This window comes from Pseudomonas sp. MPR-R2A5 (genome assembly GCF_058793055.1).
Genome location: NZ_JBXAFK010000004.1, coordinates 1 through 21,524, shown reverse-complemented (window position 1 = coordinate 21,524; position 21,524 = coordinate 1). Strand labels below are relative to the sequence as shown.

The window sequence follows — 21,524 nt, the reverse complement described above, 5'->3', positions numbered from 1 at the left end:
ATTGGCGGTATCGGAGGGGGCAATGAACCACGAAGATCAGCAAGTATTGGTCAGGGCATTGGACGCTGCGACGAACCCGGTATTGATCACCGAGCGCACAGGTTGCATCGTCTGGATCAATAAGGCGTTCTGCCTGCTCAGCGGCTACTCCAAGCCGGAACTGGTGGGGAAAACCCCTCACCTGCTGACCTCCGGCCGGCACACCACCACGTTCTATCGAGAACTGTGGATGACCATCCTCGCCGGCGTGACCTGGCAAGGCGAGATGGTCGAGCGCCGCAAGGATGGCGGCAGTTGTACGGTCAACCAGGTCATTACCCCGGTCCTCGATCCCCACGGGGTGGTGACGCATTTCATCGCCATCCTGCACAACTTCAACGTCATGGACGAAGAGCGTGCCTACATGCAACACCTGGCGTTCCACGACGCCCTCACCGGCTTGCCTAACCGCAACCTGTTCACGAACCTGCTCGATCAAGCGATCAAGCATGCGGCAAAGCAACGTCGGGCCCTGGCGTTGATGTTCATCGATGTGGACCATTTCAAATCGGTCAATGACACGTTGGGCCATGTCTGCGGCGACAAACTGTTGATTGCCGTGGCCGAACGCCTCGGCCAGACCGTACGCCGGTCTGACGTGGTGTGCCGGCTGAGTGGCGACGAGTTCGCGGTGCTGATCAATGGCATGGACCAGGCCGAACAGGTCGAAGGGTTGGCCGGCAAGCTGATCGCCGCGATCGACCAGCCGTTCATGATCGACAGCCATCGGGTGAGCACCCACATCAGCGTGGGCATCAGCCGCTACCCGGCGGATGGCGCGTGTGTCGAACAGCTGCTGGCGCGGGCGGACGACGCGATGTATCAGGCCAAGAAAGGTGGGGGTAATGCCTGTCGCTTGAGTTGGCTGCAAGGGCCTGTTGAATAGGCGACCGGCTCAGGGCGTGGTGTCGGCGGCACGCTGACTGCGCCCGTCGTACTCGAACCAGAAACTGGCGCCGCCGCTTTCGCAGCGACCCCGCATCAATTCCGTGAGCAGTTGGTCATTGAAATGCTTGTGGTAGGCGCTGCCGAACAGCAGCTTGGTCCGCGGGTTATCGATCAGCAGCGCAAGCAGCAGATACTGTTCGGTCCAATAGATCTGATGATCGATCGCCCAGTGCTGCGGCAGGCCGAACGGCAGGAAGACGTCATGGACATGCACCGTGATTTTGCGCGTGATCCGCGGCAATAAGCGCAGGTAGATGTGCGCACAATCGCTGCCGGTCTTGACCGTGTGCGTGGAGTCGATGAACAGGATATCGCCGTCTTCGAGCATCGCATTCAGGGTGTCGGCGGTCACGTCTTGAGCGCGTTGTGTGTGCAGGTCCAGCGCGCCCTCCTGGCCGAGTGCAGTGATGAAGGGACGCGGAAACGGTTCGATACAGCGCAAGCGGCCCATGCCGTTATGACCCAAGGCTTCCAAGGCAATCAGCGAGGAAAAGCCACTGCCGATCTCGACAATGTTCTTCGGGCGTATACGCCGGATATACGCGTAGTAAGACATGGCATCGCTGTACATGAACTGGCCGTTTTCCCAGAAGTACGAACGACAGGTGTCCATATTCCCGACAGGGGCCGGCGTGAAGTCCTGGGAGTAAGGCAGCAGTTCGAGCAGTTCAGCCCGCAGGTTTTCCGGCTCGAATATCCCGCAGTTCAAATAAGGCGGTGTTGACTCCGTGTACTCGTAGGCGCTCAGCGTCTCGGCGATAGAGGGCGTATTCGAATAGAAATTAACCGGAATCAGGTTAATCCCGAGCGCTTGCAGTCGTTCTCGGTCTTGCTGGTGTCCCCACAGCAGTTTCTGCATCACCGGTAGAGCGGCATTGAATTCCCTATCGGTTACGCGCGTCATCTTGTGAATTTCCTTTTATGAACTACTTTTAGTCGATTACCGCCCTCTCTCCAGGCCATACCTTTGATGACCCCGAACAACGCACGCCATATTAGGGACACGACTTGCCAGCTATGATCAAGGCGTCAGGCGGTTTTTTTTCCAGCCCATGGAGGTACCGTGAGCTGCTGATATCGATGATCAGGCGCGATGTGCTCGGCCGTTACCGGGGCTCGGTACTGGGAGTGCTGTGGTCTTTCCTCAACCCCCTGCTGATGCTGCTGGTGTACACCCTGGTTTTCAGTGTGATGTTCAAGCAGCAGTGGCAAGGCGGCAGCGGATCGCGTACGGAGTTCGCACTGCTGGTGTTTGCAGGGTTGCTGGTCTTCAACATCTTCGCGGAATGCGTGCAGCGCGCGCCCAGTTTGATCCTGCATAACACCAACTACGTCAAGAAAGTGATATTCCCCCTGGAGATACTGCCTTGGATGTCCCTCGGCTCGGTCCTGTTGCACGCGACGGCGAGCCTGCTCATCTGGTTGTTGTTCCATTTCCTGTTGATCGGCACTCCGCCCGTGACCGCGTTGTTGCTGCCGCTGGTGTTGTTGCCGTTGATACTGTTTTCCATGGGTATTTCATGGCTGCTGGCCGGCCTCGGGGTGTACCTGCGAGACGTCGGTCAAGTGGTGAGTGCCTTCACCACCGCCCTGTTGTTCGTGTCGGCGGTGTTCTACCCGGTCAACGTATTGCCTGAAGCGTACCGCTCGCTGTTGTTGCTCAATCCACTGGCGATGCTCATCGAGCAGGCGCGCGACGTGCTGTTCTGGGGTGTGCCCATTGAACCGCAGTCCTGGGCGATCAGCCTGGTGACATCGTGTGCGGTGGCGTGGGTGGGCTTCCAGTGTTTCCAGTGGATGAGAAATGGATTTGCCGATGTCCTCTGAGGTTGCCGTACAGATAACAGGTTTGGGTAAGTGCTTCCGGATATACGACAAACCCCGAGACCGGCTGAAGCAATTGCTGTTGCCCGGCGGTAAACCGCTTTACCGCCCGTTATGGGCTGTCAAAGACGTCGACCTGACCATCCTCAAGGGGGAGACGATCGGCATCATTGGCCGCAATGGCAGCGGTAAATCCACCCTGTTGCAACTGATCTGCGGGACGCTCGGCGCGACCACCGGATCCGTGGTGTGCCACGGCCGTATTGCTGCGCTGCTTGAGCTGGGCTCCGGGTTCAATCCCGATTTCACGGGGCGTGAGAACGTCTTTCTTAACGGGGCGATATTGGGGCTCAGCCGCGCCGAGGTCGAAAAACGTTTCGACGAAATCACCCACTTCGCCGCCATTGGCGACTTTATCGACCAGCCGACCCGGACGTACTCCAGCGGGATGCTCATGCGCCTGGCGTTCGCGGTCTCCGTATGGGTGGACCCCGATATCCTGATCGTCGACGAAGCCCTCGCCGTTGGCGACGCTTCCTTTCAGTTCAAGTGCTTGCAGCGCCTTGAAGTGCTGGCCGAGCGCGGCACGACATTACTGTTCGTTTCCCACGACATGAGCATGGTCAAGCGCTTCTGCAAGCGGGCGCTCTACCTTCGTGGCGGCGAAGTCCGCGCCAGCGGGCGGCCCGAGGACGTTGCCGAGCGCTACCTGCTGGATATGCGTGATGAGCAGCGCCGCGGCGCCAGCGAGGATACCGTGGCCGTCGTGCCCAAGGTGCATTTGAGCAAGGCGGACGGCATCGCATTCGGCACCGACGAAGGCGGCATTCTGAGCGCCTGCTTCACCAACACCGGCAGCCTGCACTCCACCTTTGTGCATGATGAAGTGATTGAGTTGAGGGTCGAGGCTCGGGTGCGGGAGTCGATCACGCTGCCCAGCCTGAGTATCACCATCCAGGAACCGCGCTTGCTGGTGATTGGCGGTGCCAACCTGGCCCTTGTGCTCGAGCAACCCTGTGACGGTTGGTGCAAGGCCCACCTCACGGCCAGGTTCCGCTCGCGCTTTGCCGCCGGCAAGTACCACATCACGTTGAAACTCATGAATGGCCATACCGAGGAAAGCGCTCACTTGATCGAGAAACAGGTCGCGCTCCTGACCTTCGACACCCTGACGCTCGACAGCGATTTTCTCGGCATCGTCGACCTCGGTATCGAGGCGATAGCCCCTACAGAGCCCACAGCCCAGTGAACAAGGACACCACTCGCGTGCATAACGATAAAGACAACGTCTGGCAGATAGCGATTCACGGCACATTTGACGTGGAGAACTACGGCGACCTGTTGTTCCCGATCATTGCCGAGGCGGAGCTGGCCCGGCGCCTGGGCGCGGTGAATATGCACCGGTTTTCCTATCACCGGAAGTCCGCACGCAAATGGCCCTATGCCGTGACCTCGTTGACCGAACTGCCTGCGCTTGCCCACCAGATGGATGCGACGCTGATCGGCGGTGGCTTTATCATTCGATTCGACAAGTGTGTCGCCGACGGTTACCTGCCGCCCGATCCGTCTATCCATCACCCCACCGGGTATTGGCTGGTACCCGCGCTGATGGCGTTGCAAAACGGCGTGCCACTGATCTGGAATGCCCCCGGCATGCACTGCAATGAAATCCCCGAATGGGGCCGGCCGCTGTTGGCGCTTGCTGTCGAGCACAGCCCCCATGTCAGGGTACGGGATGCTTTGACACAAAAGGCCCTGCAAACATTGAGCGCGCATGCCGATATCAAGGTACTGCCCGACACGGCCTTCGGTCTGGCCCAAGTACTGGATGTACACACCCCGTCGGCTGAATTGCGCGATATCTTCAGGCGCTACGACCTGGCAGGCCCCTACGTGGTCGTACACGCCACCCAAGGCTTGCAGAGCTTTCTCGCGCTTTGGCGCAGCAACAGTGATGTGTTGGCCGGGGTGAAATTACTGGTCCTGCCCATTGGACCGGTCCTGGGCGATCACCCGTCAGCCCTCGGGGCACCGCTGGACCGCGCAGTCACCCTACCGTTCTGGCCGTCGCCGTTGCTGCTGGCCGAACTGATTGCGCACTCGGCAGGCGTGGTGGGCCACAGTTACCACCTGGCAATCAGCGCAATCGCTTTCGGCCTGCCGGTCTTCTGCTCAGCGGACCTGGAAGTCGGCAAATTCACGGCCTTGCCTGCCTACGGGCGGGTCTTCCAGCTGCGTCATGACCAGACGTTGGACCCGCAGTGGCTGGTCGATCAACTTGGCAGGCGGCCCCTCTCCGCTGCCACTTGCCAAGCCGTCGAGCAGTTGCGTGAACACTGGGACCAGGTGGCGCAGCTCATCGTTTCCCGACGGGCGGCCGCCCCGGAAGTCATCAACCGCCTCTGGCAATTCCTGCCAGCACTGCTCGAAAACATGCAAGGGCCACAGCAGGCGGCGGTGGAAACCCCGCGCCCGTTGGCGCAGGCCACGCAGCCCGATTGGCGCAGCGCCTACCACCGCTTTAAACGACTGATTTCAAGGAGCACGTCATGATCAACCTGGAGAAGATCGCCCGTCATCACCTGCACCACCAACCGTTCCGTTGGGCCCAGGTCGACGGCTTATACAGCCCGCAGGATGCCGCAGCACTGGCCGAGACCTACCCCTGCGATCATTTCAAAGTGGTCAAGGGCTACGGCGGAGAAAAGGACTACGAGTACGAAGCCAGGCAATTGATCGCCATGACCACCGGCCAAGTGGTCAACCCTCAGGCCCTCAGCCCGCATTGGATGGCACTGGCGCAGGATCTGCGCTCATCGGCCTACCGCCAGGCATTGAGCGCATTGACGGGGCTGGACCTCAGTGTCGCGCCCATGGAAGTCAACCTGTTCCATTACGGTCCCGGCGCCAACCTTGGCCCGCATCCGGACCTGGCAGACAAGGTCGTCACCCATATCCTCTATTTCAATGACAGCTGGAACCCGGCGCGCGGCGGTTGCCTGCAAATTCTCGGTTCCAGGGACCCCGACAGCGTCTTCGAGCAGATTCCTCCCGTGGTCGGCAACTCGGCCGTGCTGGTGCGTAGCGACACCTCCTGGCATGCCGTGTCACGGGTGGTCGACGACAGCCCGGTTTCCCGGCGCAGTATTACCGTAACGTTCTATCGCCCGGGCTCGACCAGTTCCATGTGGCCAGAGGGGGACGACACCCCGCTGCATGACTACTCGCCCCATCGCCAAGGCGTTACGCATGGCGGAGCGAATTGGTATGCGTAAGGTGGCGACAGCGCTGATGACGGGTCTGCTCACGTGGCTGCGTGGGTTGCCGTTGCCCCCTTGGCTGCGCAGGCGTCTGAGCGTGATCTACCGTGGCGCCTGGTTCCGGCCGGTGCGTCGGTTAAGCCAGTGGCCGCAGGTGCGCGACCCCCCCCCCGGTCAAGCAGTTGCAACTGCTCGCCGACACCCAGTACCCGGACTACATCATCTGGGGGGTGATCGACTGGAGCTTCCGCCATCAGCGGCCGCAACAACTCGCCCAGGTACTGAGTGCCAGTGGGCGGCGGGTGTTTTATGTCTCCAGCACGCTCAAGGCCTCGAATCAGCCGGGTTTCTCCATCTATCCGCTCAATGAGAGGGGGAACCTGTTCGAAGTCCAATTGCACCTGAGCGACCCGCCTTCCATTTACTCCACGGTCCCCTCATCGATCCAGGTGGCGCAGCTGCGCTATGGGTTGGGCGAACTCTTGCTGTGTACCCGGCCCCGCGCGGTGGTCGGGATCGTGCACCACCCTTTCTGGCTGGACGTGGCCAAGGCCGCGCCGAATAGCCGCATGGTCTATGACTGCATCGATCATCACCAAGGTTTCAGCAACACCGATGCCGGCATTCTGAAGCTTGAGCAGCAGTTGGTGCTGGAGGCCCAGGCAACCGTGTTCACTTCCGACCGGCTCGCCCAGCAATGGGGGCAGACGCCCTCCGCGCAGCGCACGGTGATTCGAAACGCGGCGGACTTCGGTTTTTTTTCAAGGCGCCCCGTCTCGCTGTTCAACGACCCGCAAGGGCGCAAGATCATCGGCTATTACGGCGCGATTGCCGAATGGTTCGATACCGAACTGGTTTCAGCCATTGCCGATGCCTTTGCGCACCACCTGGTGCTCCTGGTCGGTGAGGACACCACCAACGCCCGGCATCAGCTGCGCCACCATCCCAATGTGCAATTCACCGGCGAGGTCAGCTACAGCACCCTCCCCAGCTACCTGTATGCGATGGACGTGTGCCTCCTGCCGTTCCAGGTCATACCGTTGACCCTGGCGACCAACCCGGTGAAAGTCTACGAATACCTCAGCGCCGGCAAGCCGGTGGTGGCCATCGATTTGCCAGAAACCCACCAGTTTGGCGCGCTGATACGTCGGGCCCAAAACCCGGCTGAATTTATCGACGGTATTGCCCACGCGCTGGCCGAACCACCTGACGAACACCGTGCGGCGCGCCAGGCGTTCGCCGCCGCCCAATCCTGGGAACAGCGCCGTGACGCCTTGCTCAGCGTCACCGAACCCCAGCACGTGCCGCGCGAGATCAGTGTGATTGTGGTCACCTACAACAATCTGGCCCTGACCCAGGCATGCCTGGCCAGCCTGACCGCCAATGCCCAGGCCGCCGCGCTGGAAATCATTGTGGTCGACAACGGCTCCAGTGATGGCACACCGGCGTTTCTCGATCAGTGGGCCAAGGCCAATGGACAGGTCGTCATCCTCAATGCCGACAACCGTGGTTTTGCCGCCGCCAACAATCAGGGGCTGGCAGTGGCTACCGGGGACTACTTCGTACTGCTCAACAACGATACTCAGGTGACCCCAGGCTGGGCAGACACCCTGCGCAGGCATCTGGACCGCAACCCCGGTATCGGCCTGGTGGGCCCCGTCACCAACAATATCGGCAACCAGGCCAAGATCGATCTCACGTACTCACTGGCAGACATGCCTGATCGGGCCTACGGGTATACCTACAGGCACCTGGGAGAGTGGTTCGTACTGCCGACCCTGGCTTTTTTCTGTGTGATGTTGCGACGCAGCACCTATGCTCAAGTGGGACCGCTGGACGAAGCGTTCGGCTGTGGCTTCTTCGAAGACGACGACTACTGCCGGCGCGTCGAGCAAGCGGGTTTTTTCAATGCCTGTGCTCGGGATGTGTTTATCCACCATCACCTGTCGGCGAGCTTCAACCTTATGGATGTTGACCAACGCCAGGCCCTGTTTGATCGGAACAAAGCGATCTACGAGAAAAAATGGGGCACCTGGATACCCCACCGTTATGGATAACGACATGCCCGTAAGCAAGATAGTTGTAGTAGTGGGCACGCGACCGGAAGTCATCAAGATGGCCCCGGTCATCCATGCCCTCAAGCGTTCGCCCCAGTTCGCCTGCCACGTCGTCGCCACCGCGCAACACCGCGAACTGATGGACCAGGCATTGCGCGAGTTCAATATCGAGCCCGACCTGGACCTGGACCTGATGCAGCCCCAACAGTCGCTCAGTGCCCTTACCTGCCGCCTGCTGACGCAGGTCGAGCGACTGCTGCTGGAGTGGCGTCCGGATGCCGTGCTGGCACAGGGCGATACCTCGACGGTATTCGCCACCGCCCTGTCGTGTTTCTACCAGCAGGTTCCTTTTGGCCACGTGGAAGCCGGGTTACGCACTGGCGACCTGGGCAATCCGTTTCCCGAGGAACTGAACCGGACAGTCACCAGCCGCATTGCCAAATGGCACTTCGCACCGACCCCGAGGGCTCGCGGCAATTTGTTGGACGAAGGCATTGCCCCCCAGGCCATCCACCTCACGGGCAATACCGTGATCGACGCGCTGCACCAGAGCCTTCGCCGGGGTGACGAACCGACCGAGGGCGCCCTCGACGGTGAACGCCGCCTGCTGGTGACCTTGCATCGCCGGGAGAGCTTCGGCGCGCCCCTGCTCGACATCTGTACCGCGATTCGCCACCTGGTCGACCGCAATGAAGATTTGCGCGTGATTTTCCCGGTGCATCCGAACCCCAGCGTCAAAGTGCCTGTCGAGGCGGCGCTGGGAGGACATCCACGGATCGAGCTTTGCCCGTCCCTGGGCTACCACCACTTTATTCGCGTCATGAAGAGCGCCTTCCTGGTACTCAGCGATTCGGGCGGCATTCAGGAAGAGGCACCGGCCCTGGGCGTGCCCGTGCTGGTGTTGCGCAACGAGACCGAACGCCAGGAAGCCATAGAGCATGGCATGGTGAAGCTGGTGGGTACCCGAACTGCCGATATCGTCCAGGCAGTGCAGCATCTGCTCGACGACGAGGGGCTCTACTCGAGCATGATCAAGGATCAATCCCCCTATGGGGATGGCATGGCCGCAGAGCGGATCGTGCAGGTATTGACGGCGCATTTCTCCACATGCGCCTGATCTATCTCTCACCGATGCGCTGGCATAGCTTCAGCCAGCGACCACATGAACTGGTGCGCTGCTTCCATGAAAAAACCGGCGCCCCCGTCCTTTGGATAGACCCCTACCCCACGCGTTTTCCCACACTCAGCGATTTCAGAAGGCTGCGGCCTGCACCTGCCGTCGCACAGGCGCCCTTGCCGGCATGGTTGACCGTGCTCGAGCCTCGCGCCTTGCCAATCGAGCCGATGCCTGGCTCAGGCTGGATCAACCGCCCGCTCTGGCAATCGCTGATTGTGAAAGCGCGGGAGTTTGCGCAACAGCCCACGGTGCTGGGAATTGGCAAGCCTTCGCACCTGGCGTCGAGACTGCTGCAGGAGCCTGTTTTCGAAGCCAGCTTTTACGATGCCATGGATAATTTTTCCGAGTTCTATACAGGGCTGTCACGCCGGGCCATGGAACGCCGCCAACGCCACACGGCTCAATCGGTGTCCACGGTACTGGCTTCTTCCTCGGCGCTGCTGACGCAAATGCTGGCCTGCTCGGACAACGTCAAGCTGCTCGGCAATGCCTGCGCCATCGAGCGCCTGCCCAGTCGCCAGCATTCGCATGCAGGCCGAGGGAATACACCCGTCCTGGGCTACGTCGGCACCATCGCCAAGTGGTTTGCCTGGGATGTCGTGATTGCCCTCGCCGAGGCGTTTCCGCATGCCGACATACGCCTGGTCGGCCCGCTGCACACCCCTGTGCCTGCTGGTCTGCCCGGCAACATCCACTTGAGTGGCGAGGTATCCCACGAGGACGCCTTGAAAGCCATGGCGGCGTTCGATGTCGGGTTGATTCCCTTCACCAGCGACGCGCTGACACGGTATGTCGACCCGATCAAGTACTACGAATATCGGGCGCTTGGCCTGCCAGTGATCAGTACGGTATTTGGCGAGATGGCCCACCGAGGTACGTGCCCGGGCACTTTTCTCGTGGAGGGGCCCGGGGACATCCGGCAGGCCATGGACAAGGCGCTGAACTTCAATGAATCAGAAGCATACACGCGCAGGTTTCGCCACGAAAACTCCTGGACGACTCGATTTTCCGTGGCGATACCTTGAGCGACCGGGCGTGTACGTGAATCGATAACCAGACGGGACGAACAGGGAGTGACACCGTTGGAAGTACAGGAAGTACAGGTTTTCGATACGCAGGCCAACGCGCCGCCAACGCGCGAATGCGATGTGATCATCGTCAATTACAACGCGGGGGCCCTATTGCAGGCATGTGTGAAGTCGGTGCTTGACGCCGGTGCAACCCGAGTCATCGTGGTGGATAACCACTCCCATGATGACAGCCTGGCCAGGTTGCTGAGCACCTGTGCGGTGGGCGATGCCCTGCACATCATTCGTAACGACGCGAACCTGGGCTTCGCCGTTGCCTGTAACCAGGGCGCACGGCTTGCAAGTGCACCCAACCTGCTGTTCCTGAACCCGGACACGGTTATTGCTCCGCAAGCCATCGAGCGCTTGCTGACGGCCTTGCACGGGGCGGCCGATATAGGTGCGGTAGGCGGCCTGCTGTGCAATCTCGATGGTACTGAGCAGGCCGGTGGCCGACGCGTATTTCCCACGCCCAGGCGCGCATTCATGCGGGCGTTCGGGCTGTCGCGTCTGGCCAGGTTCTGGCCAGCGCTGTTTTCCGACTTCCTGCTGCATCAGGAAGCACTGCCCCCGCAGCCCATTGCTGTCGAAGCCATTTCCGGGGCGTGCATGTTGGTCAAGCGCGAGGCGATCGAACACATTGGTTTATGGGACGAAGACTATTTTCTGCACTGCGAAGACCTGGACTGGTGCATGCGTTTTCACCATGGTGGCTGGAACGTCCTGTTTGTACCGGATGCCCAGGTGACGCATGTGTTCGGAGGCTGCAGTCGGAACCGCCCGTATTTTGTGGAGTGGCACAAGCACCGTGGAATCCTGCGGTTTTACCGCAAATTTTTCCGCCGGCAATATTCAGTGTTCTTGTGGGTGTTCGTGGTGATTGGCGTCTGGTTTCGATTCGGCCTGATGGTCGGGCGTCACGCGTTCATCCGGTGTCTGGCGGCGTTGAACAACCGCCCCAGGAAGCAATGAGGTGCGCATCGGCGTACTCGGTGGTTCCAGCTTCCTCGGTGAGCATCTGTTGCGGGCCCTGGCGCGGGAAGGCCATCAGGTCGTCGCGTTCAGCCGTCAAGGCGGCAGACCCTGCCAGGAACACGTGACCTGGCTGCCGGCCGAGACCTGGCCGGAGCTATGCCTGGACGCGTTTGTTTCGCTGGCCCCGGCCTGGGTGTTACCTGACTACCTGGAACGTTTGGCCAGCGCTCACGTAAAGTGCGTCGTGGTCCTGTCTTCGACAAGTCGCTTTACCAAGCAAGCCTCGCCTGATCCTCGCGAGCGAGCCCTGGCGCAACGCCTGGTCGATGCCGAGCAGCGCTTGCAGCAGTGGGCGGACGAACACAACACGCAGTGGGCTGTTCTACGCCCGACCCTGATCTACGGGCATGGGAAGGACAAAAGCATTTGCGAGATAGCCCGGTTCATTCAGCGCTACGGTTTCTTCCCGTTGATCGGTAACAGCGCGGGCCTGCGTCAACCGGTCCACTGTGACGATATTGTCCAGGTGTGCGTTGCCGCCCTGGAAACCAGGGGCTGGCCAAGTGGCAGCTACAACCTGTCAGGCGCACAAACCTTGCCCTACCACGCCATGGTCAGGCGAGTGTTCCAGGCCGTAGGGCGGCCGGAACGGACGCTCAACGTTCCGGCCTGGCTATTGCGCCAGGTGATCGTGCTCGCACGCTGCCTGCCGCGTTATCGCCACCTTTCAAGCGCCATGGCGCAGCGCATGAGCCAGGACCTGACCTTTGATCATTCAGCGGCGCGTGAACAATTCGGCTTTGCGCCGAGGGCGTTTGATTTGAGCGCTGAAGACTTGCCCCCGTCGGCTAAAAAACCTGCGCCTTGAACTTGGCAGCGAGCTGCCCGACATAAAGGCCGCAGAACTTATCGATCAACCAGGCACAGAAAAAATCCGCCGTAGCGACTACGGCGGCAACCAAAGGTTTTTGTCGAAGCAGAGCGGCTAAGACACCTTCAACGCTACACCCATGACCGATTAAAAAACGTGAAGTTTAATTAATCGAGTTTAATCAAATGCCGGCTGCAGGCCACGGAAACTGTGCTTAGAATCGGCTTCGACAAACACGTCGAGCACAATAAAAACCAGTCTCTCTTACCTGAAACATCTGCCCAATAAAACTTCATGCGCCCTGTAAAAAGTGCGGTGTTTCTGTGCGCGTCAATCATTTCGGGGAAGTAAATAACATGGTCAAACAGTGGAGCCTGTTAACACTGGCGATATGCGCCAGTATCAGCCAGGTGGCCCTCGCCGAGTCCGTGACGGACCAGGCCGACGCCAAAGGTTTTATCGACGGCAGCAGCGTCACCGGGCTGTTGCGTAATTACTACATGAACCGCAACCGCGAAGGTGGCCGGGCCGACAACCGTGACTGGACTCAAGGCGCCATGCTCAATTACGCCTCGGGCTTCACCCAGGGCACCATTGGTTTTGGCGTGGATGCCTACGCCTTTGGCGGGTTGAAACTGGACGCCACGCACCAGGATGCCGGTACCGGTAACTTGCCGACCGACCGCCACGGCGATCCGGAAGACGCCTATGGCTCCGTGGGGGCGGCGGTGAAGGTGAAAATATCCAAGACCCAACTGAAATTCGGCGACATGCAACCCACCGCGCCCGTCTTCGCCACCGGTGGCACTCGCCTGTTGCCGCAGACGGCCACCGGCTTTGACCTGACCAGCAGTGAAATCGCGGGGCTGGACCTGGAGGCCGGGCACTTCACCAGCACCAACAGTGGCATGACCAGCAACCATGACCACGACATCTACGCCACCTACGCCAACGTGCCGGCTTCCAGTGCGAGCTTTGTCGGTGGCAAATACACCTTCAGCCCGTCGCTGAGTGCAACCGTGTATGCCGGTGAACTGGAAGATATCTGGCGCCAGTACTACACCAACCTCAACTATGTGCTGCCGTTGGGGCATGACCAGTCGCTGGCGTTGGATGGCAACCTGTATCGCACCCTCGATACGGGCAGCGCCAAGGCCGGAGCGATCAACAACACCACCTATTCGCTGGCGGCGGCCTATTCGTTCCTGACGGCCCATACCCTGACGCTGTCGTTCCAGAAAGTGCATGGCGACACGCCGTTCGATTACATCGGTACCGGCAACAACGGCGCGGGTGAAGGCGGCGATTCGGTGTACCTGGCCAACTCGGTGCAATGGGGTGACTTCAACGGCCCAGGCGAGCAATCCTGGGGGATTCGCTATGACCTGAATCTGGCCAGCTACGGCGTGCCGGGCTTGAGCTTCATGGCCCGCTACATCAACGGTTCGGACATCGATGGCACCCACACACCGGCCAACAGCGCCTATGCCGGTGATTACGGTGCCGATGGCGCGCACCACGAAACAGATGTGGAAGCCAAATACGTCGTCCAGAGCGGCCCGGCGAAAAACCTGTCACTGCGCGTGCGCGATGCCATCGTGGCGTCGAATGCCGACCAAGGTGACGGCAACTTGAACGAACTGCGGCTGATCGTCGACTACCCGTTCACCCTGTTGTAAGCGGCGGCTGCGCGCCGGCCAGCGTCATCGCTGGCCGGCGCACAGCGGCTAACCCACCCAGCCGACCGCTGTTTTCGGAATCACTTCCGACTCATCCATCTTGGACGCAAACATACTCACGGCTTTCACCGCATCACTGGTGCTGGTGCGGATCTGCAGGATCACCGAACCCGCCTGGTCAGCCAGGCTGACCCCACGCTGCGCGCCTTCCTGGGTGGCATTCATGCTGGTGACTGCATCTCGGGTCTCCGACAGGATCATGCCGATCATCTCGGCAATCTCTGCCGTGGAGCGGCTGGTACGTCCCGCCAGTTGCCTGACCTCGTCGGCCACCACGGCAAACCCGCGGCCCTGGTCGCCGGCCCGTGCCGCCTCGATGGCGGCGTTGAGCGCCAGCAGGTTGGTCTGGTCGGCGATGCCGCGAATGGTGTTGACGATGGCGGTAATCTGCTCGGAACGATCACCCAGTTGCCCCACCAGTCGCGCCGAGGCACCAATGTGCTCGGCAATCCGGCGCATTTCCGTGGCCGTGTCGTGGATCACCTGGGTACCGTGCTCGGCGAAGCGTTCGGTTTCGGACGAAATATGGTAGGCACGGGAAGCGCCGCGCGAGTCTTCCTCGAACTTCTCCACCCGTTCAGTGATGTCACTGGCAAACTTGACGATCTTGACCAGTGTGCCGTCGCCGTCGTAGACCGGGTTGTAACTGGCCTCCAGCCACGCGACACGGCCATGCTTGCCGAGGCGCTTGAATTGCCCGGTGAAGAATTCACCGTTGTTCAAGCGGCGCCAGAAATCGGTGTACTCGCTGCTGTTGATCAGGCTGGGCTCGCAAAACAGGCGGTGGTGTTTGCCTTTGATTTCGGCCAGCGTATAGCCCATACGTGCAGAAAGTTCTCGTTGGCGTCCAGTACCTGGCCGTTCAAGTCGAACTCGATCACTGCCATTGCCCGGTCCACTGCGGCCAGTTTGCTGCGGGTCGCCGCCTCCTGTTCGACTTTTGTCGTGACATCCAGGGCGTACTTGACCACTTTCAGCACTTGGCCACGCTCATCCAGCACCGGGTTGTAGCTGGCTTCCAGCCAGACGGTCTTGCCGTGGGCATCCACCCGCTTAAAAGTGCCCGATACGAACTTACCGGCCTTGAGCTCACCCCAGAACTGGCTGTAGGCCGGGCTGTTGGTCAGCGCTGGCAAGCAAAAGTCACGGTGGGATTTCCCCGCCAACTGGTCGCGGCTGTAACCCAAGGTTTTCAGAAAGTTGTCGTTGGCACGCAGTACCTTACCGTTGAGGTCGAATTCGACCACTGCCATGGAGCGTTCCAGGGCGCTGATCAGTCCTTTGAACTCGGTGACTTCGGCCGTCCTGGCCGCCAGTTCGGTTTTGAGCGTTGTGTTGAACATGACGTACCTCAGCCGTGCGGAAAAAACCTATGTCTTCATTCGCTATCGGCTGGGAAATACGCGACTTAACCGCGCAAAAATGATTATTTTCTGACGTCAAGTTTTTTGCGCGAGCCAGCATGGTTCAAGGCTTTGCGGCGAGCGAAGCCAACCGCTCACGCATGCCGGTGCTGGCCGCCGGGCCGGCCTGCAACACACAGCGATCCAAGGGCACGATGTGGCCCTCGGCGCTCGCCAACATCGGCTGTAGCGGTCGCCCGGTGTCCCGCTCGACCAACTCGACACTGGTGCCCTCTTCGGCGTAATGCCGGTTGCCCCACGCCACCAGCGACATCAGCACCATGCGGAAATCCTCGCCCTTGGCGGTCGGTACATATTCGTAGCGCGGCGGCCGCTCGCTGTAGGCCCTGCGTTCCAACATCCCCGCCTCCACCAACGCAGTCAGGCGGCGCGTGAGCATGTTGGGAGCGATGCCCAAGCTGCGCGAAAACTCATCGAAGCGGCGCAGCCCCTGCAGCGCGTCGCGCATGATCAAAATGCTCCACCACTCCCCTACCCGGTCGAGGCTGCGGGCGATGGGGCATTCGTCGCGGGTCAGGGACTTGCGTTGCATAAAGGTTCCTAGGGGCCGGTGCAAAGTTGTGTGACGCCATGTTACTTTCATCATGATAGTGACGTCCATAGGGTCTGAACCCTCAATGCAACCGGAGTCGATTGATCATGAGTAAACGTATCGTTGTGACAGGCATGGGTGCGCTGACACCGTTGGGCGCTGACGTGGAGTCAACCTGGAAACGCCTGTTGAACGGGCAGTCGGGCATTCGTCGCCTGCCTGAAGACCTGATCGGCGACCTGGCCATCAGCATCGGCGGCCAAGTGCAGAGTGTGTTGCAGGACCCCGAAGCCGGGTTCGATCCTGATCGCCTGTTGGCTGCAAAAGAGCAGCGCAAGATGGATCGTTTTATCCTGTTCGCACTGGCGGCCGCCGATGAAGCGTTGAAGCAGGCCGGCTGGGCACCGAAGACCGTGCAGGAGCAGGAACGCACCGCAACCATCATCGCCTCGGGCGTCGGCGGCTTTCCGGCCATCGCGGAGGCGGTACGTACCACCGACAGCAAGGGGCCGCGACGCTTGTCGCCGTTCACCATCCCATCGTTCCTGAGCAACATGGCCGCCGGGCATGTGTCGATCAACTATGGCTTGAAAGGCCCGTTGGGCGCACCGGTCACTGCCTGTGCGGCGGGTGTGCAGGCCATTGGCGACGCCGCGCGGATGATCCGTGCGGGCGAAGTGGACGTGGCAGTGTGCGGGGGAGCCGAAGCGGCGATCCACCGGGTCAGCCTGGCCGGCTTTGCGGCGGCACGGGCCTTGTCCAGCGACTTCAACGACGCCCCCGAGCGCGCCTCGCGCCCGTTCGATCAGGCACGCGACGGCTTTGTCATGGGCGAAGGCGCCGGCCTCCTGGTGATCGAAGAGCTGGAACACGCCCTTGCACGCGGTGCCCAGCCGATTGCCGAACTGGTGGGCTACGGCACCAGTGCCGATGCGTACCACATGACGGCTGGCCCGGAAGACGGTGACGGCGCGCGCCGGGCGATGACCCAGGCGCTGCGTCAGGCGGGCATCGAGGCGTCCGAGGTGCAGTACCTGAATGCCCACGCCACCTCGACGCCGGTGGGCGATAAAGGCGAATTGGCAGCCATCAGGACCGTGTTCGGTGACGGTGGCCGCCTGGCAATCAGCTCGACCAAGTCCGCCACCGGCCACTTGCTGGGGGCTGCGGGCGGCATCGAGGCCATCTTCACCGTGCTTGCCCTGCGCGATCAGGTCGCACCGGTGACCCTCAACCTGGAAAACCCGGATGAACTGGCCGCCGGGTTGGACATGGTGCGCGCAGATGCGCGGCCAATGGCGATTGAATACGCGCTGTCCAACGGCTTCGGCTTTGGTGGCGTGAATGCCAGCGTGCTGTTCCGCCGCTGGGTATAAGCCGGCGGTTTGCCCCTGGGATTATTTTCGGGGACCATGGCGCCTTTCTGTCACTGCCAACAAGAGGCGCCCATGGCTAACCACGACCTGTCCTACACCCCCGATCCGGATGCCGACTCGATTTCCTCAGATGTCGTCGGCTTCAACGGCATCCTGGTCTCCACCCAGATCCCGACCCGCGCCGACGGCAGCCTGGAACTGGGGGATATCACCCTGCAAAGCGAATGCACCCTGCAAGCGTTGAAAGTCGCCCTGGAAAAGGCCGGCAGTTCCATGGACCGGGTCATGCACCTGACCATCTACCTCACGGACATGGCCGATCGCGGTGCATTCAATGAGGTCTACAAGCGTTTTTTCGCCAAGCCATGGCCCGTGCGCGCGGCGGTTGGGGTGGCTGCACTGGCGGTTGAAGGGATGCGCGTGGAAGTTACGGCGATGGCTGCCAAGGCCTGACAGCCCTGTGGTAGATGCCGGTCAGGCGTTTCGCAGCTACAATGCCCGCCTCGACCGTGACAAGCCTGACTAAAAAAACTATGTCCTTGCCCAAGCATCACCTGGAATTGCTCAGCCCTGCCCGCGATGTCGCCATCGCACGCGAGGCCATCCTGCATGGCGCCGACGCCATCTACATCGGCGGGCCCAGCTTCGGCGCCCGCCACAATGCCTGTAACGACGTGAGCGATATCGCTCACTTGGTCGAATTCGCCCGGCGCTACCACGCCCGTGTCTTCACCACCCTCAACACCATCCTGCATGACAACGAACTGGAACCCGCGCGCAAGCTGATCCATCAGCTCTACGACGCCGGCGTCGATGCGTTGATCGTGCAAGACCTGGGCGTGATGGAGCTGGATATTCCGCCCATCGAGCTGCACGCCAGTACCCAGACCGATATCCGTACCCTCGGGCGCGCCAGGTTTCTTGATCAGGCGGGTTTCTCGCAGCTGGTCCTGGCCCGTGAGCTGAACCTGCAGGAAATCCGCGCCATCGCCGATGAAACCGATGCCGCCATCGAGTTCTTTATCCACGGCGCGCTGTGCGTGGCGTTCTCCGGGCAGTGCAATATTTCCCACGCGCAGAATGGCCGCAGTGCCAACCGTGGCGACTGCTCCCAGGCCTGCCGCCTGCCATACACCTTGAAAGACGACCAGGGCCGCGTCGTGGCCTTTGAAAAGCATCTGCTGTCGATGAAAGACAACAACCAGAGCGCCAACCTGCGCGCCTTGGTGGAAGCCGGTGTGCGTTCGTTCAAGATCGAAGGCCGCTACAAGGACATGGGCTACGTGAAGAACATCACGGCCTATTACCGCCAGCGTCTCGACGAGATCCTCGAAGACCGTCCGGACCTGGCCCGCGCGTCCAGCGGCCGTACCGCACACTTCTTCCTGCCCGACCCGGAAAAAACCTTCCACCGTGGCAGCACCGACTACTTTGTCAGCGACCGCAAGATCGACATTGGCGCCTTCGACACCCCGACCTTTACCGGCCTGCCGGTGGGTGTGGTGGAAAAAGCCGGCAAGCGCGACTTGCAAGTGGTCACCCATGAGCCGCTGTCCAACGGCGATGGCCTCAATGTGCTGGTCAAGCGTGAGGTGGTCGGGTTCCGCGCCAATATCGCCGAGCCCAAGGGTGAATTCGAGGAAGACGGCGAGAAGCGCTACCGCTACCGCGTCGAGCCGAATGAAATGCCGGCCGGCCTGCATCAGTTGCGCCCGAACCACCCGTTGAACCGCAACCTGGACCATAACTGGCAGCAGGCGTTGCTCAAGACCTCGGCCGAACGCCGTATCGGCCTGTCATGGGTCGCACGTTTGCGCGAAGAACAGCTGGAAGTCACCGCCACCAGCGAAGAAGCCATCCGTGCCAGCGTCACCCTGCCCGGCCCGTTTGGCGTGGCCAACAAACCGGAACAGGCGCTGGATACCCTGCGCGACCTGCTTGGCCAACTGGGTACCACCGAGTATCACGCCACCCGTATCGAGCTGGATGCACCCCAGGCGTTCTTCATTCCCAACTCGCAGCTCAAGGCATTGCGCCGCGAAGTGATCGAAGCGCTGACCGCCGCCCGTGTTGCCGCACACCCGCGTGGCGGGCGCAAGGCCGAGGCCACGCCGCCGCCGGTGTACCCGGAAGCGCACCTGTCGTTCCTGGCCAACGTGTACAACCAGAAGGCTCGCGACTTCTACCACCGTCACGGCGTGAAGCTGATCGACGCGGCCTTCGAAGCCCATGAAGAGACCGGCGAAGTGCCGGTGATGATCACCAAGCACTGCCTGCGTTTCTCGTTCAACCTGTGCCCTAAACAGGCCAAGGGTGTCACGGGCGTGAAGACCAAGGTTGCGCCGATGCAGTTGATTCATGGCGACGAAGTGCTGACCCTGAAGTTCGACTGCAAACCCTGCGAGATGCACGTGGTGGGCAAGATCAAGGGGCACATCCTTGGACTGCCGCAACCGGGCAGCGTGGTGGAGCATTTCAACCCGGAAAACCTCATCTATCAGGGCACACACTGACCCTGTGGGAGCGGGGCCACCACCAGCCCCGCTGCAACCCCGCCGCTGCCAGCAGAATGGCCGCTACCCCGAGCCATTGCAGCCAGCCCAGGCGATGCCCGAAGGCAATCCAATCGACGAAGATCGCCGCAATCGGGTAGATAAACGACAGTGCGCCGGTGATGGCGGTGGGCAGTTTCTGGATCGCGCCATACAGCAACACATACATCAACCCGGTGTGCACCACGCCGAGCGTCGCCAGTGCCGCCCAGGCGTTGGTGGTGACCGGCAAGCTATGCCAAGGCACCAGCGGCGCCAGCAGCAGTGCGCCCGTCGTCACCTGGATCAACGCCATCAAATGCGGCGGTACGTCCTTCAAACGCTTGATGATCAGCGCGGCAATCGCGTACAGCAATGCCGCGCCCAGCGCCAAGGCGATGCCTGCCAGGTAATCGTCGCCGGTTGGCTGGTCGCCATGGGCGGTGACAATCGCCAGCATTCCCAGGAACGCCACGCTCAGCCACGCCAGTTTCTGCACGGTGATTTTTTCACCTAAAAACACGGCCGCCAGCATCACCAGCATGAACGGCTGCACGTTGTACACCGCCGTGCTGATGGCGATCGATGCGCGGGAATAGGATTCGAACAACAGCAACCAGTTGCCGACGATGGCCACGCCACTGAGCATCGCCAAGCCCAGCTTGGTCCAACTGAGCAGGTCCAGCCGCAGGTAACCCAGCAGCGCGCACACCAGCAGCAGCGTCAGCCCACCGATCAAACAGCGCCAGAACACCACTTCGATGACCGACACGCCCGACACCAGCACAAACCAGCCGATGGTCCCCGAGATCAGCATGGCGGCGACCATTTCCCACGACCCGCGACGGATGGATGTATCCATGATTGAAGCTCCTCAAGTGAGGCTCAATTATGGCAATCTGCTCGTGATCGGCTCCAGCGACTAAAAAAGGCAAAAACCCGAAATTACCTTTTCTTATTAGGCGAACTCCATGATCGACACCATCGACCAGCAACTTATCGCCGCCTTGATGGATGACTCGCGGTTGTCCCTCAAGGCCCTGGCGGGCATCACCGGCCTGTCGTCGCCCAGCGTCGGCGAACGCCTGCGTCGCCTCGAAGAGCGTGGCGTACTGACCCACTACACGGTCGATATCGACCCCAGGCATTTTGGCTACCTGCTGCAAGCCATCGTGCGCATCCGCCCCTTGCCCGGCAAATTGCAGGAGGTGGAGCGCCAGATCCAGGCGATCCCGGAATTCACCGAATGCGATAAGGTCACGGGCGAAGATTGTTTTATTGCCCGCTTGCATGTGCGCACCATGGACCATCTCGACAACCTGCTGGACCGGATCAACGCCTACGCGGAAACCAATACCGCCATCGTCAAGAAAACCCCGGTGAAACGGCGCCTGCCGCCGCTGAGCAACGACTGAACCGTAACAAGCCGATTCCTGCACCTGGGGGGCTGTGGCAAGCGGGCCTGTTGTGGCAAGTGAGTCTGTTATGGCGAGCGTGCTTCCTGTGGCGAGCGGGCTTGCCCCGCGTTGGGCTGCGAAGCAGCCCCAATAAGGTCACCGCGCTTATCCAGGTACATTAAATCGCCAGGTTTTGGGGCCGCTTCGCAGCCCAACGCGGGGCAAGCCCGAATGCCGTTCAGTTAAGCGTACATCGCCTTCTGTAGGAGCGAGCTTGCTCGCGAAAAACGTCAACGATCACGCGTGT

At 60.9% G+C, this 21,524-nt stretch carries 20 protein-coding genes and 1 pseudogene; 15 read left to right on the top strand and 6 right to left on the bottom strand.

Features of this window, described 5'->3' with window-relative positions; genetic code table 11:
* The first annotated feature begins 22 nt into the window (after positions 1-22).
* Positions 23-925 carry a GGDEF domain-containing protein gene (locus tag AC1Q6I_RS04120; RefSeq protein WP_024075521.1) on the top strand — a complete coding sequence of 301 codons (903 nt, stop codon included), beginning with the start codon at positions 23-25 and terminating at the stop codon, positions 923-925.
* A gap of 9 nt (positions 926-934) precedes the next feature.
* On the opposite strand, the gene AC1Q6I_RS04115 is transcribed toward AC1Q6I_RS04120, so the two are convergent.
* On the bottom strand, positions 935-1,891 hold the full coding sequence (locus AC1Q6I_RS04115; RefSeq protein ID WP_102623332.1) for a class I SAM-dependent methyltransferase: 957 nt from the start codon (positions 1,889-1,891) through the stop codon (positions 935-937).
* Between the two features lie 176 nt (positions 1,892-2,067).
* On the opposite strand from AC1Q6I_RS04115, the gene AC1Q6I_RS04110 reads away from it, so the two are divergent.
* The 10 genes from AC1Q6I_RS04110 (at position 2,068) to AC1Q6I_RS04065 (ending at position 13,897) form a co-directional block, all read left to right on the top strand.
* Complete coding sequence (locus tag AC1Q6I_RS04110; RefSeq protein ID WP_102623331.1) at positions 2,068-2,814, top strand: ABC transporter permease; 747 nt, start codon at positions 2,068-2,070, stop codon at positions 2,812-2,814.
* Positions 2,804-4,060 carry an ABC transporter ATP-binding protein gene (locus AC1Q6I_RS04105; RefSeq protein WP_102623330.1) on the top strand — a complete coding sequence of 419 codons (1,257 nt, stop codon included), beginning with the start codon at positions 2,804-2,806 and terminating at the stop codon, positions 4,058-4,060. Before AC1Q6I_RS04110 ends, AC1Q6I_RS04105 begins: the two co-directional genes overlap by 11 nt.
* Positions 4,061-4,077: 17 nt before the next feature.
* Complete coding sequence (locus tag AC1Q6I_RS04100; protein ID WP_102623398.1) at positions 4,078-5,364, top strand: polysaccharide pyruvyl transferase family protein; 1,287 nt, start codon at positions 4,078-4,080, stop codon at positions 5,362-5,364.
* Complete coding sequence (locus AC1Q6I_RS04095; RefSeq protein WP_102623329.1) at positions 5,361-6,086, top strand: 2OG-Fe(II) oxygenase; 726 nt, start codon at positions 5,361-5,363, stop codon at positions 6,084-6,086. The genes AC1Q6I_RS04100 and AC1Q6I_RS04095 overlap by 4 nt, the downstream gene beginning before the upstream one ends.
* A 167-nt stretch (positions 6,087-6,253) precedes the next feature.
* Entirely contained in the window at positions 6,254-8,128 is a 1,875-nt protein-coding gene (locus AC1Q6I_RS04090) for a glycosyltransferase (RefSeq protein WP_102623328.1), read from the top strand.
* A gap of 4 nt (positions 8,129-8,132) precedes the next feature.
* Positions 8,133-9,245, top strand: coding sequence for a non-hydrolyzing UDP-N-acetylglucosamine 2-epimerase (wecB, locus tag AC1Q6I_RS04085; protein WP_102623397.1), 1,113 nt, complete (start codon positions 8,133-8,135; stop codon positions 9,243-9,245).
* Positions 9,236-10,330, top strand: coding sequence for a glycosyltransferase family protein (locus AC1Q6I_RS04080; protein ID WP_102623327.1), 1,095 nt, complete (start codon positions 9,236-9,238; stop codon positions 10,328-10,330). The genes wecB and AC1Q6I_RS04080 overlap by 10 nt, the downstream gene beginning before the upstream one ends.
* 48 nt (positions 10,331-10,378) lie before the next feature.
* On the top strand, positions 10,379-11,344 hold the full coding sequence (locus tag AC1Q6I_RS04075; protein ID WP_256581236.1) for a glycosyltransferase family 2 protein: 966 nt from the start codon (positions 10,379-10,381) through the stop codon (positions 11,342-11,344).
* Between the two features lies 1 nt (position 11,345).
* On the top strand, positions 11,346-12,215 hold the full coding sequence (locus AC1Q6I_RS04070) for an NAD-dependent epimerase/dehydratase family protein (RefSeq protein WP_102623326.1): 870 nt from the start codon (positions 11,346-11,348) through the stop codon (positions 12,213-12,215).
* A gap of 359 nt (positions 12,216-12,574) precedes the next feature.
* Positions 12,575-13,897, top strand: coding sequence for an OprD family porin (locus tag AC1Q6I_RS04065; RefSeq protein ID WP_024075532.1), 1,323 nt, complete (start codon positions 12,575-12,577; stop codon positions 13,895-13,897).
* A gap of 48 nt (positions 13,898-13,945) precedes the next feature.
* Here AC1Q6I_RS04065 and AC1Q6I_RS04060 read toward each other — a convergent pair whose 3' ends face one another.
* The 4 genes and pseudogenes from AC1Q6I_RS04060 to AC1Q6I_RS04045 all read right to left on the bottom strand — a co-directional run bounded on the left by AC1Q6I_RS04060 (position 13,946) and on the right by AC1Q6I_RS04045 (position 15,913).
* Entirely contained in the window at positions 13,946-14,530 is a 585-nt protein-coding gene (locus tag AC1Q6I_RS04060; RefSeq protein ID WP_256581238.1) for a methyl-accepting chemotaxis protein, read from the bottom strand.
* A gap of 51 nt (positions 14,531-14,581) precedes the next feature.
* Positions 14,582-14,779 (bottom strand): annotated as a pseudogene (locus AC1Q6I_RS04055) (PAS domain-containing protein); the annotation flags it as partial.
* Positions 14,716-15,300, bottom strand: coding sequence for a PAS domain-containing protein (locus tag AC1Q6I_RS04050; protein WP_256581237.1), 585 nt, complete (start codon positions 15,298-15,300; stop codon positions 14,716-14,718). The pseudogene AC1Q6I_RS04055 and the gene AC1Q6I_RS04050, both read right to left, overlap by 64 nt.
* A gap of 124 nt (positions 15,301-15,424) precedes the next feature.
* Positions 15,425-15,913 carry a winged helix-turn-helix transcriptional regulator gene (locus tag AC1Q6I_RS04045; RefSeq protein ID WP_024075534.1) on the bottom strand — a complete coding sequence of 163 codons (489 nt, stop codon included), beginning with the start codon at positions 15,911-15,913 and terminating at the stop codon, positions 15,425-15,427.
* A 107-nt stretch (positions 15,914-16,020) separates the two neighbouring features.
* Between AC1Q6I_RS04045 and fabF the strand changes: the two genes are divergently transcribed.
* The 3 genes from fabF to AC1Q6I_RS04030 all read left to right on the top strand — a co-directional run bounded on the left by fabF (position 16,021) and on the right by AC1Q6I_RS04030 (position 19,802).
* Positions 16,021-17,289 (top strand): beta-ketoacyl-ACP synthase II, encoded by a 1,269-nt coding sequence (gene fabF / locus AC1Q6I_RS04040; RefSeq protein WP_024075535.1) that lies wholly within the window; start codon positions 16,021-16,023, stop codon positions 17,287-17,289.
* Positions 17,290-17,361: 72 nt separating this feature from the next.
* Positions 17,362-17,742: a RidA family protein gene (locus tag AC1Q6I_RS04035; protein ID WP_024075536.1), complete on the top strand. Its 381-nt coding sequence runs from the start codon at positions 17,362-17,364 to the stop codon at positions 17,740-17,742.
* 80 nt (positions 17,743-17,822) lie between these two features.
* A complete protein-coding gene (locus AC1Q6I_RS04030; protein ID WP_102623325.1) occupies positions 17,823-19,802 on the top strand; it encodes a peptidase U32 family protein in 1,980 nt (659 codons plus the stop codon).
* Here AC1Q6I_RS04030 and AC1Q6I_RS04025 read toward each other — a convergent pair.
* Entirely contained in the window at positions 19,780-20,682 is a 903-nt protein-coding gene (locus AC1Q6I_RS04025; protein ID WP_102623324.1) for a DMT family transporter, read from the bottom strand. The two genes, AC1Q6I_RS04030 and AC1Q6I_RS04025, sit on opposite strands and share 23 nt — an antisense overlap.
* Before the next feature lie 109 nt (positions 20,683-20,791).
* Here AC1Q6I_RS04025 and AC1Q6I_RS04020 point away from each other — a divergent pair, with 109 nt between their 5' ends.
* Positions 20,792-21,235, top strand: a complete 444-nt coding sequence (locus AC1Q6I_RS04020; protein WP_069076117.1) for an Lrp/AsnC family transcriptional regulator — start codon at positions 20,792-20,794, stop codon at positions 21,233-21,235.
* The last annotated feature ends 289 nt before the right edge of the window (positions 21,236-21,524 follow it).

Bases quoted from the DNA above. Each gene is read 5' to 3' on its own strand.
- AC1Q6I_RS04120 (WP_024075521.1), top strand. From the start codon at position 23: ATGAACCACGAAGATCAGCAAGTATTGGTCAGGGCATTGGACGCTGCG.
- AC1Q6I_RS04115 (WP_102623332.1), bottom strand. From the start codon at position 1,891: ATGACGCGCGTAACCGATAGGGAATTCAATGCCGCTCTACCGGTGATG.
- AC1Q6I_RS04110 (WP_102623331.1), top strand. From the start codon at position 2,068: ATGATCAGGCGCGATGTGCTCGGCCGTTACCGGGGCTCGGTACTGGGA.
- AC1Q6I_RS04105 (WP_102623330.1), top strand. From the start codon at position 2,804: ATGTCCTCTGAGGTTGCCGTACAGATAACAGGTTTGGGTAAGTGCTTC.
- AC1Q6I_RS04095 (WP_102623329.1), top strand. From the start codon at position 5,361: ATGATCAACCTGGAGAAGATCGCCCGTCATCACCTGCACCACCAACCG.
- wecB (WP_102623397.1), top strand. From the start codon at position 8,133: ATGCCCGTAAGCAAGATAGTTGTAGTAGTGGGCACGCGACCGGAAGTC.
- AC1Q6I_RS04080 (WP_102623327.1), top strand. From the start codon at position 9,236: ATGCGCCTGATCTATCTCTCACCGATGCGCTGGCATAGCTTCAGCCAG.
- AC1Q6I_RS04065 (WP_024075532.1), top strand. From the start codon at position 12,575: ATGGTCAAACAGTGGAGCCTGTTAACACTGGCGATATGCGCCAGTATC.
- AC1Q6I_RS04050 (WP_256581237.1), bottom strand. From the start codon at position 15,300: ATGTTCAACACAACGCTCAAAACCGAACTGGCGGCCAGGACGGCCGAA.
- AC1Q6I_RS04045 (WP_024075534.1), bottom strand. From the start codon at position 15,913: ATGCAACGCAAGTCCCTGACCCGCGACGAATGCCCCATCGCCCGCAGC.
- fabF (WP_024075535.1), top strand. From the start codon at position 16,021: ATGAGTAAACGTATCGTTGTGACAGGCATGGGTGCGCTGACACCGTTG.
- AC1Q6I_RS04035 (WP_024075536.1), top strand. From the start codon at position 17,362: ATGGCTAACCACGACCTGTCCTACACCCCCGATCCGGATGCCGACTCG.
- AC1Q6I_RS04030 (WP_102623325.1), top strand. From the start codon at position 17,823: ATGTCCTTGCCCAAGCATCACCTGGAATTGCTCAGCCCTGCCCGCGAT.
- AC1Q6I_RS04025 (WP_102623324.1), bottom strand. From the start codon at position 20,682: ATGGATACATCCATCCGTCGCGGGTCGTGGGAAATGGTCGCCGCCATG.
- AC1Q6I_RS04020 (WP_069076117.1), top strand. From the start codon at position 20,792: ATGATCGACACCATCGACCAGCAACTTATCGCCGCCTTGATGGATGAC.